The sequence below is a fragment of the Alcaligenes sp. RM2 genome, assembly GCF_052931795.1.
The window spans coordinates 1,307,887-1,323,188 of the sequence record NZ_JBRFIO010000001.1; the positions used below are offsets into that span (position 1 = coordinate 1,307,887).

Below are 15,302 nucleotides of genomic sequence, written 5' to 3' on the forward strand. Positions count from 1 at the left end.
TTCGTATGTCGTCATTTCAAACGCCCATAAAAAAACCCGCCGAAGCGGGTTGATTGATGCTGGTGCCGGGGTTAATCCGGCGGATTGTTGTTGTCATCGGCGTACACACGTACGTCGTAGTTTGCTGCAGTCACATCAGTAGCATCTGTGCCACGGGCCTGAATGTTCGTGATTAGAGCTGGCTTTATCCAGTCTGCCGTCAGGCCAAAGTAGATATGTGGAAGCTCATGTTTCAGGCTAACCGTTGGCCAGGGCTGCGGAATATCGGCAATGATCGAGAAGTCGTCAGGTCCAGGCTGCGCAACGAACGGGCCGACAAACTTGCCCTCTGGAGTCCGGTATCCCACAGAATGCGGCGCACCGGCAACCCAGCGCAAAGGCTCACTGATGCGCAGCAGTGCGCCACCCGAGGCTGGGCCGATATCAGTGAGCAGCCCCATCTGCGCATTGCCTGGCTCGTCGTCAAACAGCGGCACATAAGACAGGTACTCGCTGTTGAAAGCGTCCATTTCTGTGCCGAAGCTGTACTCACGGTTTCGATAGGCCTGCTCTCGACGCCGGCGCATACCGATTCGCCAAGCCCGAACCCGGTCCGTCACGCCATCGAGCTTTAACTTCTCCAGCTTGAACCCCTGATCACCTGGTAGCAGGCACTTCACCGTCATTGACGTCCAGGTCTCCGCGTCGATGTACTCGACCTCCACCCCGTCCGGGTCCATGGGCTTACGAGGACTCACGCTTTCACGCAATGGCTTGGTCATGTTCAGCGGTGAGTAGCTTTGCTCGAACTGCATGCGCACATCATCGCGAACCGGACGAATCAGGCCATGCGACACGGTAAGCTCCGAGAATCCGGCCCGGAAAGCAAGTTTCAGGGCATCTTGAGCCGTCGTCAGGTCATACACATGATCGAGCGTTTCACCTCGGGCCTTCCAAATTGCATCCAATCGCTGCAGCTCGTCGGCATCCAGATTCAAGTCTGAGTACCCGATCGAGCCGGTGATATAGCGCGCAAACGCAGAGATGTCCCGCGTCGGCTGTGGCGCAGACCAAGTGCCGTCGCTTTGCAGAACTGGCAGCATCCGCGTAGCGACCACGTTGATCTGGTTTTCCGACTGCGCACCCAGGCGCCCACCGACCCGCAGCCAGGCGGCCATGGTGGTCCAGCGCGGGTAGCTTGTTCGCGTCCGCAGACGGCTTTTCAGGCCGTACCACTGGATCGTGTCTTTGACCTGCGTTGACGTAGCGCTAGCGCCCACCCGTCGAACACGGACAGACGGCCGCATTTGCGGAACATTGATCGACTCGGTAATCCCGATTTGGTCCAGCGTCCAGTTCTCATACCACTTGCTGATCGTCGTGCGTGGGCCGCCCTCTGCATTGCGGTACTGAATTTCGATGCCCAGTCCTTGAGCGGTCACATCACCATTGTCTCGTATGTATCCCAGCCCATTTGGAAAGAAGAAATCGATTTCTATGCCGGTCGTCGTTTCTTTACCAGGCGTGGCTACGAACTCGCTGCTCCACTCCCCATAGACTGTGCCGCCATTGAACGTCACTGTCGCTTCTGAGCTGGTCACTTGCGGGAAGCCAAGCCAAGTCGGATCGCTCTGGCCGTTGGGCTGCAAACGCCACACAACGATGTTGTCTGAAGAGTATTGTTGGATTGAATAGCGTGGAACTGGAGACCGCTGGAATACAAGCGTTTGCTGACCTAACGGAACAAAATTGACCCAAGAAATTGGTTCCTCTGGATTCTCTCGTGGAAAGGCGAGTTCGATCCAACCATCCCCGTTCTCATCCAAATCCATAGAGCCGACAACCACCTCGTATCGTTGGTTGTTGAATTCCATAAAAAGACCGTTCGCGCCCAAGCCGCCCAGTGGCATTAGGTGCTTGAAAGCGCCTGTGAATCGGTTGCGTTGCGGAAGAAAAGGCGGACTTTCCCGAGTCACCTCAAATTGCTGCGGAAAGCGAATGTTGACCAGTGTTCCAGCCCCCCAGCCTGGAGGGAACTCGCTCTCGGAAGAGCGCCAGATATAGCTGCCATCGAACGAATAACTTGCTGGCTGCGTGTTCTCCCGATTTGCCATCTCCGTGGACATTTCCAGACCTGCCGTGCCCGAAGATGTACCGCCGACCGCCGGCACTGTGTGCCAGTGCTCGTGTGTAGATGTTCCCGACAGATCCGCCCCTGGGCCGTAGATAGCATAGGAGCCGTCCGCGCCCAAGGCAGAGAACGGTGTGTCCCCTACTTTCACGTCTGCGTTATGTATCTGGTACTGGCCAGGCCCGATGCATGCGTGGAACTCCAGCCACTGCTCGCGCCAGTTCACGAAACGTCGGCGTGGTGGCGTCAAATAATCAGGGAAACGACGGAAGCGGCCAGCCAGCTCAGGCACGACATCGCCTAGCTTTGCTTGGTTGGCTTTGGCTGAAGTCGTCTCAAGACGCTGTCCTTGTTCTGGAGAGCCGTAGTTCTGGCTCCCGCTCTTTGGCATCAACCAACCAAAGGCAAAGTTGAAAATGCTTCCTAGCAACTTGCCCAGCCCCGAGAACACTCCACCGTGCTGAATCAGGCGCACTTCCACGTCATCATCAGCAGCCAAGTGACGATCCGCCCATTCCAGCATCGACAGTGCCTGTCCATTGACCGTAACGTGCGACTTGGGCAGCTCGGCCAGCGTATAAGCTAAACCTTTGGACGCAAAAAAACCGGCTATAGTGCCGGTCCATTCATACGTCTCGCAGGGCTGTTCACACGTCCCGCTAAGAAAGACTCTGATCGTCATAAAAAACAACCCGCGTGTAGCGGGCCTCAAAAGCGTTGATCTTGGTGAGCGTTGGGCCCGTGCCGACATCCGTCTCCAGCACCCAGAGTCTGCCGTCCGCCTCTACGATAAGCCCGACATGCACGCAGAGCCGTGCGCGCCAGCCGGTAGCGATAGCGCCGGGCCTGGACTGCACTTCGTTGAACCCGCCCTGCTCACGCACTTCGCTGGCCGCCGTGGTGAGGCCCGCTTTATCGTCAGGGTCCGTTTCCGAGTAGCTTGGCAGCATGGCCCTGCCGAACAGCGAAGTTCTGGCCAACCTGACCAACCCCCAGCAGTCCAACTCCGGAACGGTGCGGCCAAACGGCTTGTACCGCGTACGTAGAAAGTCATCAATCGTCATAGCCACTGAATCCCCGGTGCTGTCTCTGCCGTGTAGCGCTCTCGCGGCCAGGCGGTATTGAGCAAGTCGTAGTAACTGGCCTCCGCCACAAACGTGCCGTTCTCAAATTGCCCACTCAGCACAGTCATGACATACGGCCGCTCTGCCGGTGCCGTAATGTCGCTGGCCAAGTACGTCCTGCTTGTCAGCGTCACCATCTCCCCGGATTCAAGCATGGCATCGACAATAGGCCGGATTCGATCGTTGGCCCCGGCAATGCCAAACCGCAAAGTCTGCTGCCCTGATGCGTTACGCGACGGCAGCGACAACTCAACGGCTGCCGCCTCAAACAACACAAGCTGGCCGTCCACTCCGAGCATCCGATCTTCATACCCCTGAACGATCCGAACCGGCGTCACGCCCGGCGCGGAAACCTCAAGCGTATAAAGCAGCATCGAATCGCTCGGAGCGCTGGCATACACAATCTCTAAAACACTCATGCCTTTGGCCACTCCCGATTAAGTGCAATATCAATGATGCTCGCCCCCAACACGAACTCGGGGAACTCGCCCCAGCCGACCGGCATCAGAGGACGCTCCCACACTTCCAGCTCCGCAGAGAACTGCCAGCGATCCACGCCAAGCAGCACAGGTCCCCGGTACATGCTGGAAAAGCGGCACACCAGCACAGACATCCCCAGCGGGGTCAGGCGCTTGATGTTGAACCACTCTGCCCCGTCTTTAATGGAGTCCCGAAACCACGCCTCAAATAGCGCGGCTTCATTGGCTTTGAAGATCCAGGTAAAGGTCTGCATGCTGGGCACGGAGCTAAAACGACGTCGCTGCCGTGCCCGCCCATCAGCCATGGTCGTACGCTGGAACGGCTGAACATGGTTGGCCTGGTGGTCTGCCCGGAGTCCATTCGGGAGACCTTTAGGGAAATCAATGTTGGTTTCTATCATCGCCCCTGTCTCCGCAATCCGTACGTACCTTCAATAGCGCCCGCCATCTGTGTGCCGCCTCTGATGCTGGCAACGCACACATTTAAAATATGCTCGTCGTTTAACTGCTGCTGATCTACCTGCCCAGCACGCGAGGCATCCTCAATCAGATTCAGCGTGATGCGCGGTGCGCCCTCGCCCCCTTTAGAGACAGACGCGTCCTTGTTGCTAACGACATGACCACGGGTGTTGGGCAACATAAACTGCTGACCGTTTGCCGCATTAAACACCTCTGGCGCCCCGTTCTCGTTGATACGGTACATCTTGCCTGGCTGTGTGGGGCCGCCGTATTGGCGGCCACCAAACGACGCGGATGACAAACTGGACAGCAGCCCAGCACCCGCCGACGCAATCGCAGCGTAATTTGCAAGTTTCTGCATAGGCGTCAAAGCGGTGGGGTCCGCCATAGCTTGCATAATCGCCATATTGAGCTTCAGCCCAGCATCAGCAATCGCAAATGCTTTCGTCACAGCGAACATAGCCTTATACGCTCCCGACTGCTCACCTTGGGAATTTCGAATCAAGCTAGCTATGCTGCCGAAGGCAGATCCGTAAGTACTGAGCATCGTCGATTGCCGAGCAGCATCTATCTGCCCCATACGGGCGTTGTGAGTTTCGGTCAGGCCCTCAAACTGTGAGTAGTACTCTGTCAGCGTGAGCTTCTGCGCTTCCATTGCCTCCCGTAGCCGAATAAGTGAAGTCTCATGCCGTTCCTGTTCTTTAATGGCCTCAGCGTCATAGCGCGCCACTTGGTCATCAAATGCTCCACCTGACAACGGGTCATCAGTCCCACGAATATAAGCTTGAGGATCATCACCAACTTTGGTTTTAAGTTTTTGAGCCTCGTTGACCTTATGCAACGCTACCGCTAGTTTTTCTGCACTCTCGATCTGCTCAGGAGTGGCATAGTCATTTAAAGATAGTCGCGCCTGGACTACGGCGAGTTGCTCCCCCTCTAAGTGGGCCAGCGCGAAAGATTCAGCCATCTTGCGCAAGCTTTCAGAGTTTTGCTTGTAAGAGCGCTCAGCCTCTGTTTCGGCCTTTTTACCAGCCCCACGGCTTTGGGTGCTTTTTCGCTGTGCTGCCGCAAGCCGATCAATTTCCGCTGCTTCCTTTCGGATCTGCTCTATTCGCTCCGGCGTGACGTTGTTCAGGGTTTTGATATAGCGCTCTGCCTGCTTCGTGGCGCTGTTCCCATCAATAAGGGCGTGTTTTCGGTCCACCAAGCGCTTTAAATAGTCGTCCGTGGGGCTGTCATCCATCGCTTGATTCAGGCTTCGCTGTGAGGCCGCGGCCTGCTGCAGAGCCGAATTCACGTTGAGTAGCGCCGTTTCAAGTCGGGAATGCTTGTCGGCCAGCTTGGTTAACTCCACCTCCTGCTCAGTGATGGTGTGCGTGAGGTTTTTCAGATCGTCGTCGGAAACGCCACGCCCAAGCTGTGCGTGCAGATCCTCGTAATCCTTGCGCAGAGCATTAAAACTCACTGACGTTTCTTCAAGCGCTTCCCCGTTTTTCCTTATGGCTTCTTCTAGGTCAAGCTTTCTCAGTTCAAGCTGTTTTTGATGAAGGCCATCAAGCGATCCAGTCAATTCGTCAATATCTTTGACCGCCTTGTCCGCGTTATCGCCCATCAAAAGAAAGCCAGCGGCCACACTGGCCGCTATTGCAATAACTCCAGCTGGGCCGCCCAAGATGCCCAACATACCGACGCTAGCAGCACTGGCCGCCCGTTGCGCTGTGGCCAAGCCAGCGGCCGCTACTGTAGCCGCTTTCTCTGCTGCCGCAAGTGCTGTGGTGCTTGTCGTGAGTCCAACATTAGCGCGTGCGTGGGCCAATGCCGCAACGGCAGCCGCATTCCGTGCCTGGGCGGCTTGCAATGCCGTGGCGGCCTCTTGTCGTGCTGCCAATGCCTGTTTAAGGCTGGCCATGGTGGCCAAGCCTTGGGATGCAATGTATTTAGCCAATGCACCAGCACCCAGCAGCATGAGCGACTTGACCACCAGGTCGATGTTTTCGCCCAGGGAAACGATTGCGCTGGATATAAGCTGTGTCGAGCCGCTGGCCCGGTTAGCCTCGCCCACATAGACGGCAAGGGAATTGCGCAGATTGGTAAACGCATCGGCCACGGTGGTGGCCATGTTATCGGCTGCCTCTTTATTCTCGTCCAGCGCCTTGCGCAGACCTTCGGACAGATCCCGCGCTGTGAGGTTGCCAGCCACGCCCAACGACAAGATCTCTTTTTCCGTCTTGCCGGTGGCATTGGCAATGTCAGTCACAATTGTGGGAATTGCTTGTGTGACAGTCATCCAAGCCTGTGCACCTACCTTGCCACTAACGAAGGATGAAGAAACGGCATTCAATGCACCCTTCGCCTTATCCGCTGATGTGGCGTTACGCACGAAAGAATAAGAGAGTGAATCGACAATATCCAAGGCCTCATCGGTGTTATATCCCATGGCCTTGATGCTGGTCGATGTGGTGATGAAAACCTCTTGGGCCTCGGACAAGGCGCGATATGTGCCATTTGCGGTGGCCAACAATCGTTCCTGTACCTTGACATACTCATCGGTGCTTGATGTGGCCATGCGAACACGCTCGGCATACTCGTTGTAGCCTTCTGCCAGACTGATGATTCCGCCAATGCTCTGCACAGCAATTAGACCGCCCAGCATCTTTACCAGACCGCCAATCTTTCTCTCCGCCCCCGCCCCTTCGTTACCAAGATTTCTGACGGCTGAGGCTGTCTTAGTGAGCTGTACATCAGCCTTTCTTGCGGACGCATCTGTTTTGTTGAAGCCTGACTCAAGCATTTCGAGGCGCTTATTAGCGTTTTCCAGATCACTAATCAGCTTGGCCGTTTCTGCCTCGACCGTATAGTAGATTGCCCCGACACTCTCAGCCATTTCTTTCGCCCATAAAAAAACCCGCCGAAGCGGGTATATAAAACATACAGTTTATTAGTGAGAATCGACCTCAGCGATAAAACGCTTCAGGGCATTGAAACCCTTACTATCTTGCGCTCCTGAAACAATGGCATCCTCCATGACGCCATCATTGGTGCTAATTCGCAGCCAAACATCATTAGAAGCAATGATGTTGCGAACCAAGTCGAGATTGACGGTGTAGTCTTTTTTTGACTCGTAGAAAGTCATGTACTGCTCTTTCACGTGGCGCGTGAGGCCTGGATTGGGTTCCAGAACACGAACGTCCTTGCCTATCCGCAGCTCAACCTTCTCAATATTTCTGAAACCGGTATACCCCAGCACCCCAATGGTCAGAATGGCCTTAGCCGGCGATTGAGAATTCCATTGCGCTCCGATCTGAGTACAGTGCTCCGCGCACGTGTTCCCATGTGGAACGATGTTCACAACAGTGGCGCCATCAAAACCGCTCTTGCTGACTGTAGGCTCTAAACCTGATGTCGTGGCACAGCCCGCAAGAAATGTGGCCGATAGCAATAGGGCCCCTGCTAGTGCTTTCATCTCCCCTCTCCAATCTATATGAATAAGGAGATATTACCCAACGTAGCAAGCCCACGCTAGACAACGCTAAGCCCTGGCGGCCAGAACCCGATCATGCCAAGCCAGCGCCTCTTCCATTTCGGCCTTGCTAGGAGCTTTTGCGCCAGGCGAATCATTCTGCGATGGCGGAAACTTCGCACGTAGCGCCCCTACTAGGCCGGTCATGGTCATCTGCCAGGCTTCCCGTTCAGAAACCCCAAGATGCGCCATAGCCATAGCGACATGAGAACGAGCATCAAACTCCTGCACATACTCCGGCTCTTGATCGGCCGGCCGGGGCAGTTCAGGCAACGAGCCCGTAATGCCGTGCTTGAGCAGACAGCGGGCCAGCAGCACAACAGCATCGCCCCCAACCTGCCCTGGCTCGTAGGTCAGCTTATCACCCTCAGCCGACACACAGCCAAACAGGTCGGACAAATCCTCCCCCGAGCAGACCAGTACAACCGCCAGCGCATCCACCAGGCTTGGAGCTTCACCCATCACTGCGGCGAACAGCTCCACAATCTCCCGTGGCTCACCGAGTTGCGACATCGCGTAGAGTGACGGGCGCAGGATATGCACCCGCTCACCTACGTGGACGCCGACCTCACCGACATCCGTAAGGATCATCATGCGGTCACCGTAACGGCGCACTCTCCCTTCTTAGCCGAGTCTGCCGTGCTGGTTGCTGTGATAGTGGCGGTACCTGCTGCCACGGCAGTGACCATCCCGGTCTGAGAGACGGTTGCTGTGTCAGTATCCGAAGACGACCAAATCACGCCTTGGGCCGCGCCGGTGGGTGTGATTGCAGCAGCCAACTGTCGGGTAGCACCCTCGGCAATACTGGCAGTAGCCGGAGTAACGACCACAGTGTCCACGGCTGGAGCGTCAGGATCTGGCGTATCCTCCACCATCAGACCAAAGTCACTTGCAGTCGCGCTGGCCTCAAACGAGTAGGTGGCTACATCGTCATAAGGCGCAGAGCGCGACATGTTCGTCACAATCGAGAAGAAGGTGAACGTCAAGTCTGGAAATGTAAGGCGAATCCAAGCCACTGGCTCGCCGCCTGTAGCTTCCGGCTTGATAACGTGCTTGGTCAGCGCGATCAGGGCAGCAGCGCCAGTGCCCGCAACCTTCAGGACACCGTCGCCAGATACGCTCAAAGTCTGGAACGTGGCCAGGTTCTCACGCAGCGCGCCAATGGAGTCATCAGCCGTCGCATCGGTGGTTTCCCATTCGATGGTCAGTTCTTTGGCGCGCATAGCGCCCAAGCGTTTCCAGTCTGCCGCGGCGGGCATTTCGTCGCCGCAACCAATGGCATATTCCAAAATGGCCGTGCGGCCGACAAACTTCTGATTCTTGCAGGTAGCCATTAGGCCCTCCTAAATAATGATCTCAAAATCAACCTGAGCCCATGCCCGGTTTTCTGTGGTGAACCCCGGGCCGACTGGCTCGGTGATTGCTCGGATACTGGCGGCACCGCATGGCACGGCATCGCCCATAGCTGCCTGTAGCAGCGCCTCGGTGTCTGTCATGACCTTCTGCGCGTCGCTGCGGTCGTTACGCTTACCCAGCAGCACCACACGAAAACGGGGATAGCGGGTTTCAACAACAGGCCCACCCCCACCTGTTTGCTGGACGATGCAGTAGCGGCTGGCGGCATCCTCGGGTCTGGATGACTCCACCCAGGAGAACATCGCCAAGTAATCCGCTGGCAGAGCCGCCACCACCCAGTTACGAACGTCGATCAAAAGCACGGTATGCGTTCCTTAAAATGCGCGGCACATCTGCAGCGATCTGGTCGAAGCCTGCTGTTAAGAAATGAGGCTCACCGTTCGGGTCCCAGTACTGGCCCCGGTTTCCGGGACGGTCTTGGCCCTTGAGCACGCCAGGTGCTGAATGGACAGCAGCGGCATACTCGGCGCTGTAGCCGTTTCGGCCTGTCACCTTGTCGTCATCGGCTTTGATTTCCACGAAGTGGCTGTTGATCAGGGTGCTGGTATCCACCGGCGTCATCGTGGCGGCAGCCGCGCCCCCTTGGGACAGGACCGCGTACACGGCTGCCTCCGTCCTTCGCCCCTGGATCTCAGCCTGGAGTCTGCGCATATTGTTCTTAACCTGCTTGATTCCCCGGACTGCCATCACGTCACCAGTAGAAAGTCAGGCTCTTCGTCGAAGAAGGACATATCCCAGCCGGTCACGGCCCGGATTTCCTGCCAGTCAGTTGAGCCATTGAGCAGGACCAGATCCAAGTAACGCGGTCGGTGATCCTCGGTATAGATCTGATTGCGCGTTACGAACTCCGCGCCCAGCGAGTCCCGCATTTGCTCCGACTTGGCCGCCCAGGTGCAGGCGATCTCGAACGGGTCACCAAAAACGCTTCCACCCCAGTCATCCATTCCTACATACGGCTTCACGGTGGCCGTGTTGGTGTAGCTCCAATTGGCTGTCTCGCTCATCAGCGCCCCCCGGAATAGCAATTCCCTTTGGCAATCCACAGGCCGCCATGGGCCTTGACAGTCGGATCAGGCGGAATCAGTCCGGTGGCGCAGCCATGCTTGTCGAGGCCACGCAGTAGCCCAAGCATCCCGCGCCACCGGTCGGCAAAGCCTTGGTATCGGAAGGAGCGGGACGCGCCGCTCGGGGCTGTTTGGCTACTGATGTACTTATCACCCTGGCCGTAAGCCATGAGGGCCAACAGATAGGACTGAATCAGCAGCGCTATCGCTGGCGTGTAATGTTCGTCCAGGCATCCTTGGATGCTGTTTGCCAGCTCAATCCAAGCAGCCAAGATGAAATCAGGGACTTTGCTGATCCCTTGGCTCGTCAGATATTGCTGGGCTTGCTCAGCGGTGATCATGTAGTCCCCAAAAAAGAAAACCCGGCGCTTGGCCGGGTCAGTTGAGTGTTAGAGATGGCTGGATTTCATGCTCCAGCCGTTCACGTCGCTTTTGCAGCTCGGGGATGGCCCGTTTTCGCTCTAGCATCAGGCGGGAGCCGAACGAAGCACGTACTTGCGTAGATACCTCTTCTGCCACCAAGGCCTGGAGCTGCTGATAAAGGTTCTGCGTTCGCTGATTCAGGGCGTCTCGCATACGGTAGAACTCTCGAATCAACCGCACTTTGAAAGCGACCACCTCATCGCTATTACGCATGAGCGAGATAAGCAATGCAGCCTGCTGCTCGTTGAGCATTGCGTACTCGGTCGGCGATCCACCACCCTGAGGGCGCTTCACCACACGCATTTCAAATGCCAGTGGTCCAAACTCCTGCAAAGTCGTAGCATGCTGGCGCACCAACTGTATGACACTCCTGTGATTGGCTTTCATTCCTCGGGCAATCACCAGACTGGATGCCAGCGGCTCGCCACTGACGACAGAAACAAGCGGTTCAAATTGAGTCATTTTTAGATCCCAGAAAAGAAAAGGGCCGCCCGCAATGGGCAGCCCCGGACTTTTCAAAGCTCTTCCACCCTCTCGGGCTCGGCACCTACCGATTTAAGGTTGCTTAGAAGCGTTTGCCCGAGTGATCGGGCATAAAAAAACCGCCTGGATGGCGGTTACTTGGCTTTCGTCTGCTTACTAGCCGCATCTGGCGTTGCTGGCGTCAGCTCCCCAGCCTTTTGCTGTGCTTCTTGCTTGATACGCTCAGCTTCGGCGGTTGCTTCACCGATGATGCGGTCAGCCTCGGCCTGGGCCTCCTGCTTGGCTTCTTCCACGCGTTGCGCAAGCTCAGCTTGGGCACGTTCGCGCATCGCATCAATCTCCGCTTGGGCCTGCTTTAGGAGATCACCGGCCTCATCAGAGGCTGGAGCCACTTGAGTCAACGGGATGACGTTAGCCTTGAGAGATGGGTGCACCTTCTCCATCTCTACTACCTGACCAACGGTTACCCCGTGCCAAGCACGAACGACTTGATATTTCGCCATACCCCTCTCCTTAGCTCAGGTCAGCGCCGTACAGCACTCCGGACTTGCCATCACCGTCACGTTTGATCTGCAAACCCATGGCCGACATGATCTGGAAGTTATGGTTATCCTGCGGGCGCAGACGCAGCAGCGGCACGGTGCCAACCGCCATGCCGACCAGAGGTGAAACAACGTCTTGGCGACGCTGGTAGGCGATAAACTCGTTGCCTGTCAGAGCGTAGGTTTCACGGATTTCACGGACTTTTGCACGGGCTTTCACGCGGTCGCCGATCGTGCCGTTAATTGTGCCGCCGTTAACGTAGTCGCTGTCCAGGTTTGCGTAGATTTCAGGCGAAACCCACAGCACATCATAGACATCCACTTTATTGGCCCGAGCGGCCAAGCCGAATGCGCCTTTAGTGAAGAAGTCCATAATTTGTTGTTGGGTGGCCGTAGTCAGGTCGATATTCGCGCCACCGGCACCACTGCCGAGGTTCAGCTTGATCGTGTTGCGATGGTTCTTCAGGCCTTGACCGGGCTTGCCATCCACACGGATTCGCTCGGAGCCGCTCAGCACATAGCTGACGATGCTCTTATAGAACTTACGCAGTTTGGCGGCCTGAGAGTCCAGCACCAGGTCAATACCAACAGTGCGCAGGCCAGCATCGTGGCGCCAGTTCACGCCGTAACCTGCCGTGAAGATTGGCACCGGGTCGCCATCATTGTCGTATTCAGTGTGATCGAACGAGTACGGTGCTTGGCCGTCAATGCTGATCGACACATCATCAGCGATATCGCCAGCGATGTTGTACGACTTCACCGTCTTGCCAATGTCCAACACGGTCTGCACGGTCAGCAGGTCATTGACGATTTCCATGCCGGTTTCTTGGTCACGGTAAGAGACGATCTGATTGTCTACTTCCTGCCAGAACTCACGGCCCAGACCTGCAAGCGCGTTGGCCTGCAGCATTTCCGGCGTCATCACGGCACGGTTTGCTGCCAGCAGGGCCGCATCTTGGTTGTTCCAGATGTTGCGATTGGCTTGCAGCGCCTGGAGGTGCCCCATCAATCGAGGATGAGCGGCAATAGCCGATTGGGTAAAAAACATGTGTTTCTCCTGTTATGGCTCAATAGTTGCAGCAGCCACAGTGCCGACACGCATGCGCACGCGGATGAAGTCGGCGGCGGTCAGCGTCACTTCGTCTTGGCTGTAGCCAATCACGGTGTCGGTGTCATCAGTAGCCAAAGCGCCCTGGCCATTCGCACCAATCTTGATGGGCGAGTCCTTCTTGTAGGCACCGGCAGGACACAGGACGGCCAGCTCACGGCCTTCTTCGACGTAATCGCCGACGGCGGAATCACCAGCTGGGACCGCATCACGGATGCTCAGACCTTGGTGATATGCGCAATTGACGACGTAAACGCGGCCGACTGCGGCAGCAGCCTGGGCGAACTTGTCATCGGTATCAATGACGGCGAACGTGCCAGGCAGCAGCTCAGTGGCGGCCACACGGGTTTCAGTGATGGACTTGCCATCGATATTCACACGGCGGTATCGGCTCATGTCTTACTCCTTGGGCAGCGCAGTGACATCAGCGGTCAGTGCGTTGCTGTTGGTTTCGATATGACCGGCACCCAGCGGTGCAGCAGTGCCCAGGGACTTGTGCATGGCATCCAGGGCTTCGCCTGACAGTGCGTTAGCCACGATGTCACCGTGCACGGCAGCCACGGCCTTGCGCTTGTCAGCCTCTTCGGCCTTGGCGTTTGCGGTAACCGTATCGACAATGGTTTTCTGGTTTGCTTCGAGGCCATCCACCTTGTCGGCAATAGGCTTGATCGCCTCTGCCACCGCAGCATTCACGATGGGAGTAACAGCGGCACCGAAATCTTTCACCAAATCGGCCCGTTCATCAGGGGTTAAAGGCATTTCGCCCTCCTTGTTGTTGACTGCAGGCCGGGCCTGCGGGGTAAAAATCTTTTGTGCGCCTTTCTTGATGCTGTTGGCGACTACCGCCACCCAGGACTCTTGGCGCACGACGGCCGCGCCGGTGTCGTCAAACACGATCTTCCCGGCCTCGGTCTTGTATCCATAAACCTCAGCAGCTCCACCATTGCGCACGATGATGGCTTGGTTGTCTGTGAAGTCGGCAACCCAGGCATATTCGTCAGTGCCTTGCGCGAAACGCTCTTTGGCGGCTCGGTCCAGGCGTTGCTCGCGCTCCCGGAAGGATTCGCCCACCAACGCGCCAGAATTGGCTTGCAAGGGCTTGGCCTGGTCTGCGTTGACCATGAGGCCGACGCCCTGCTCCGGCGTGGCCGCCCCCACCTCATCCATAAGAATGGCGTCGTGGTCCATGCTCTTGATCTTGGCGACCCACTCCGCGCCGGCCGCTTTCTGTTCTTCGTTCGCCTCCAGGCGATCCAGAAACACGGCCACGCTGGTGTGGATCGGCGGCACATCATCGCCACGCTCCAGGGCTTCCACACGCTCAAGCAGGGCTCGGCCTTCCTCGGTGCGCTGTGCAACCTCTACATCCACCCACTTTTCGAGGTAGACGCGGTTACCGGATTTCTTCACGTTGCGGTTGAACGCGCCCACATGGCCCACGTTGATGCCCTCGGGACTGAATGCCGACACGAACTGACCATCCACTTGCGGATGGCCTAGCGGTGCTAGCGTTCCTTCCAGCCCCTGATAGTGGGCATCGATCTCGCTGGCCGGGTACAAGCCGCCGTTCATAACCACGTTGGCAGGCAGCGTGTAGCTGGGCAGAACCCAATGCTCACGGTTGTTATGCGTCACTTTGCGGATCTGCTGGCTGTTGACCTGCGTGGTCACGTTGACCTGCATCGGCCCGCTATTCTGTGTCTGACCAGGCATAGCCTCGTTTCTCCATATTGGTTTTTGCTTGCTGTGCACGTTGAATGATCGAAGGCACAACCGGTTTCCCCTCGTCATCGACCATCACGCTCACTGTCGTGCACTTGCAATTGACTGAGTTACCGTCCTGGCTCCACCAGTCCTGTACCTGGTCCCGAGTGAATAGCTTCCCGTGCCGGGCTGCGTGGGTGGCCCGCGTTGTTGGGCTCAACGCAGACAGATGAAGCTCTTTTGTTTGTAGGCCATAGTCCTGCTCAGCATCGCTGGCCTCGTCCCACTTGGCACGCCGTAGCGCCGTGGTGATTTCAGTGCGTGCAATCCGATGCGCCCGCCGTGTCTCAATACCGGCCTGGGCGGTCAGGTTCTTTGCCACTTCTCGTGGATTCAGGCCGCGCCCTATCCCCTCAGTCAGCACCCGGGTCATGTTCGACTTCACATCACCGACGACGCCCTTCATTTCCTCGGATACCCGAGCACTGAGCAAAGCCATACGACGACGGTGCGGCTCGCTGCGCAGAATCTCCTGCAATGAGATTCTTCCGCCCCTGTACGCTGCGGACTGCTGAGACAGATTGGCAAACACCTGAGCCGTGCCGCGCGTGGCTGCAACCTCGACGTACCGGCCAAAGAGCCAGATATTCTCGTCGCCACCTTCCAGCAGGATCTCGGCAACGATTGCATCCAGCCTTGCCAGTAAGGTGCGCAACAAATACGTATCCAGCCGGAACTGGTAGCGCCGGTTAACCACTGGCTCAGCCGGTATTTCATCCAGCGCAGCGCGGTAAGCTTTGGCTACCTTCTTGATGCGCACATTGAAATCACGCATTGCGCGTCGTTCCAGCGTGTCCACGCCAGTCGGGT

Annotated in this window: 18 protein-coding genes; all 18 read right to left on the bottom strand. The window is 56.9% G+C overall.

What is annotated here, in order from left to right; genetic code table 11:
• Positions 1–71 precede the first annotated feature (71 nt).
• The 18 genes from ACU6HM_RS06035 to ACU6HM_RS06120 all read right to left on the bottom strand — a co-directional run bounded on the left by ACU6HM_RS06035 (position 72) and on the right by ACU6HM_RS06120 (position 15,267).
• Positions 72–2,792: a host specificity factor TipJ family phage tail protein gene (locus ACU6HM_RS06035; protein ID WP_446763479.1), complete on the bottom strand. Its 2,721-nt coding sequence runs from the start codon at positions 2,790–2,792 to the stop codon at positions 72–74.
• On the bottom strand, positions 2,770–3,174 hold the full coding sequence (locus ACU6HM_RS06040; protein ID WP_446763480.1) for a hypothetical protein: 405 nt from the start codon (positions 3,172–3,174) through the stop codon (positions 2,770–2,772). Before ACU6HM_RS06040 ends, ACU6HM_RS06035 begins: the two co-directional genes overlap by 23 nt.
• Complete coding sequence (locus ACU6HM_RS06045) at positions 3,171–3,653, bottom strand: DUF1833 family protein (protein ID WP_446763481.1); 483 nt, start codon at positions 3,651–3,653, stop codon at positions 3,171–3,173. The genes ACU6HM_RS06040 and ACU6HM_RS06045 overlap by 4 nt, the downstream gene beginning before the upstream one ends.
• The gene (locus tag ACU6HM_RS06050; RefSeq protein ID WP_446763482.1) at positions 3,650–4,114 is read right to left on the bottom strand and encodes a hypothetical protein; all 465 of its coding nucleotides are present in this window, start codon (positions 4,112–4,114) and stop codon (positions 3,650–3,652) included. The genes ACU6HM_RS06045 and ACU6HM_RS06050 overlap by 4 nt, the downstream gene beginning before the upstream one ends.
• Entirely contained in the window at positions 4,111–7,056 is a 2,946-nt protein-coding gene (locus ACU6HM_RS06055) for a tape measure protein (RefSeq protein WP_446763483.1), read from the bottom strand. The genes ACU6HM_RS06050 and ACU6HM_RS06055 overlap by 4 nt, the downstream gene beginning before the upstream one ends.
• Before the next feature lie 54 nt (positions 7,057–7,110).
• The gene (locus ACU6HM_RS06060) at positions 7,111–7,635 is read right to left on the bottom strand and encodes a hypothetical protein (protein ID WP_446763484.1); all 525 of its coding nucleotides are present in this window, start codon (positions 7,633–7,635) and stop codon (positions 7,111–7,113) included.
• Between the two features lie 66 nt (positions 7,636–7,701).
• Entirely contained in the window at positions 7,702–8,205 is a 504-nt protein-coding gene (locus ACU6HM_RS06065; protein ID WP_446763485.1) for a DUF6246 family protein, read from the bottom strand.
• A gap of 77 nt (positions 8,206–8,282) precedes the next feature.
• Positions 8,283–9,026, bottom strand: coding sequence for a phage tail protein (locus tag ACU6HM_RS06070; RefSeq protein ID WP_446763486.1), 744 nt, complete (start codon positions 9,024–9,026; stop codon positions 8,283–8,285).
• 9 nt (positions 9,027–9,035) lie between these two features.
• Entirely contained in the window at positions 9,036–9,410 is a 375-nt protein-coding gene (locus ACU6HM_RS06075) for a phage tail termination protein (protein ID WP_446763487.1), read from the bottom strand.
• Entirely contained in the window at positions 9,388–9,711 is a 324-nt protein-coding gene (locus tag ACU6HM_RS06080) for a hypothetical protein (protein WP_446763488.1), read from the bottom strand. Before ACU6HM_RS06080 ends, ACU6HM_RS06075 begins: the two co-directional genes overlap by 23 nt.
• Before the next feature lie 83 nt (positions 9,712–9,794).
• Positions 9,795–10,112: a hypothetical protein gene (locus ACU6HM_RS06085; protein WP_446763489.1), complete on the bottom strand. Its 318-nt coding sequence runs from the start codon at positions 10,110–10,112 to the stop codon at positions 9,795–9,797.
• Positions 10,112–10,513: a DUF7370 family protein gene (locus ACU6HM_RS06090; protein ID WP_446763490.1), complete on the bottom strand. Its 402-nt coding sequence runs from the start codon at positions 10,511–10,513 to the stop codon at positions 10,112–10,114. Before ACU6HM_RS06090 ends, ACU6HM_RS06085 begins: the two co-directional genes overlap by 1 nt.
• A 37-nt stretch (positions 10,514–10,550) precedes the next feature.
• Complete coding sequence (locus tag ACU6HM_RS06095) at positions 10,551–11,057, bottom strand: Rha family transcriptional regulator (protein ID WP_446763491.1); 507 nt, start codon at positions 11,055–11,057, stop codon at positions 10,551–10,553.
• A gap of 155 nt (positions 11,058–11,212) precedes the next feature.
• Positions 11,213–11,581 carry a hypothetical protein gene (locus ACU6HM_RS06100; RefSeq protein WP_446763492.1) on the bottom strand — a complete coding sequence of 123 codons (369 nt, stop codon included), beginning with the start codon at positions 11,579–11,581 and terminating at the stop codon, positions 11,213–11,215.
• A gap of 10 nt (positions 11,582–11,591) precedes the next feature.
• Positions 11,592–12,668, bottom strand: coding sequence for a major capsid protein (locus ACU6HM_RS06105; protein ID WP_446763493.1), 1,077 nt, complete (start codon positions 12,666–12,668; stop codon positions 11,592–11,594).
• Between the two features lie 12 nt (positions 12,669–12,680).
• A complete protein-coding gene (locus ACU6HM_RS06110) occupies positions 12,681–13,124 on the bottom strand; it encodes a gp53 minor capsid family protein (RefSeq protein ID WP_446763494.1) in 444 nt (147 codons plus the stop codon).
• Positions 13,125–13,127: 3 nt separating this feature from the next.
• Positions 13,128–14,441 (bottom strand): hypothetical protein, encoded by a 1,314-nt coding sequence (locus ACU6HM_RS06115; protein WP_446763495.1) that lies wholly within the window; start codon positions 14,439–14,441, stop codon positions 13,128–13,130.
• Positions 14,419–15,267, bottom strand: a complete 849-nt coding sequence (locus tag ACU6HM_RS06120; protein ID WP_446763496.1) for a phage minor head protein — start codon at positions 15,265–15,267, stop codon at positions 14,419–14,421. The genes ACU6HM_RS06115 and ACU6HM_RS06120 overlap by 23 nt, the downstream gene beginning before the upstream one ends.
• Positions 15,268–15,302: the final 35 nt, after the last annotated feature.

What these genes read in the sequence shown, in the direction of transcription:
- ACU6HM_RS06070 (WP_446763486.1), bottom strand. Translation starts at nt 9,026, where the DNA reads ATGGCTACCTGCAAGAATCAGAAGTTTGTCGGCCGCACGGCCATTTTG.
- ACU6HM_RS06095 (WP_446763491.1), bottom strand. Translation starts at nt 11,057, where the DNA reads ATGACTCAATTTGAACCGCTTGTTTCTGTCGTCAGTGGCGAGCCGCTG.
- ACU6HM_RS06040 (WP_446763480.1), bottom strand. Translation starts at nt 3,174, where the DNA reads ATGACGATTGATGACTTTCTACGTACGCGGTACAAGCCGTTTGGCCGC.
- ACU6HM_RS06090 (WP_446763490.1), bottom strand. Translation starts at nt 10,513, where the DNA reads ATGATCACCGCTGAGCAAGCCCAGCAATATCTGACGAGCCAAGGGATC.
- ACU6HM_RS06035 (WP_446763479.1), bottom strand. Translation starts at nt 2,792, where the DNA reads ATGACGATCAGAGTCTTTCTTAGCGGGACGTGTGAACAGCCCTGCGAG.
- ACU6HM_RS06085 (WP_446763489.1), bottom strand. Translation starts at nt 10,112, where the DNA reads ATGAGCGAGACAGCCAATTGGAGCTACACCAACACGGCCACCGTGAAG.
- ACU6HM_RS06110 (WP_446763494.1), bottom strand. Translation starts at nt 13,124, where the DNA reads ATGAGCCGATACCGCCGTGTGAATATCGATGGCAAGTCCATCACTGAA.
- ACU6HM_RS06055 (WP_446763483.1), bottom strand. Translation starts at nt 7,056, where the DNA reads ATGGCTGAGAGTGTCGGGGCAATCTACTATACGGTCGAGGCAGAAACG.
- ACU6HM_RS06100 (WP_446763492.1), bottom strand. Translation starts at nt 11,581, where the DNA reads ATGGCGAAATATCAAGTCGTTCGTGCTTGGCACGGGGTAACCGTTGGT.
- ACU6HM_RS06115 (WP_446763495.1), bottom strand. Translation starts at nt 14,441, where the DNA reads ATGCCTGGTCAGACACAGAATAGCGGGCCGATGCAGGTCAACGTGACC.
- ACU6HM_RS06120 (WP_446763496.1), bottom strand. Translation starts at nt 15,267, where the DNA reads ATGCGTGATTTCAATGTGCGCATCAAGAAGGTAGCCAAAGCTTACCGC.
- ACU6HM_RS06065 (WP_446763485.1), bottom strand. Translation starts at nt 8,205, where the DNA reads ATGTCGCAACTCGGTGAGCCACGGGAGATTGTGGAGCTGTTCGCCGCA.
- ACU6HM_RS06050 (WP_446763482.1), bottom strand. Translation starts at nt 4,114, where the DNA reads ATGATAGAAACCAACATTGATTTCCCTAAAGGTCTCCCGAATGGACTC.
- ACU6HM_RS06060 (WP_446763484.1), bottom strand. Translation starts at nt 7,635, where the DNA reads ATGAAAGCACTAGCAGGGGCCCTATTGCTATCGGCCACATTTCTTGCG.
- ACU6HM_RS06045 (WP_446763481.1), bottom strand. Translation starts at nt 3,653, where the DNA reads ATGAGTGTTTTAGAGATTGTGTATGCCAGCGCTCCGAGCGATTCGATG.
- ACU6HM_RS06105 (WP_446763493.1), bottom strand. Translation starts at nt 12,668, where the DNA reads ATGTTTTTTACCCAATCGGCTATTGCCGCTCATCCTCGATTGATGGGG.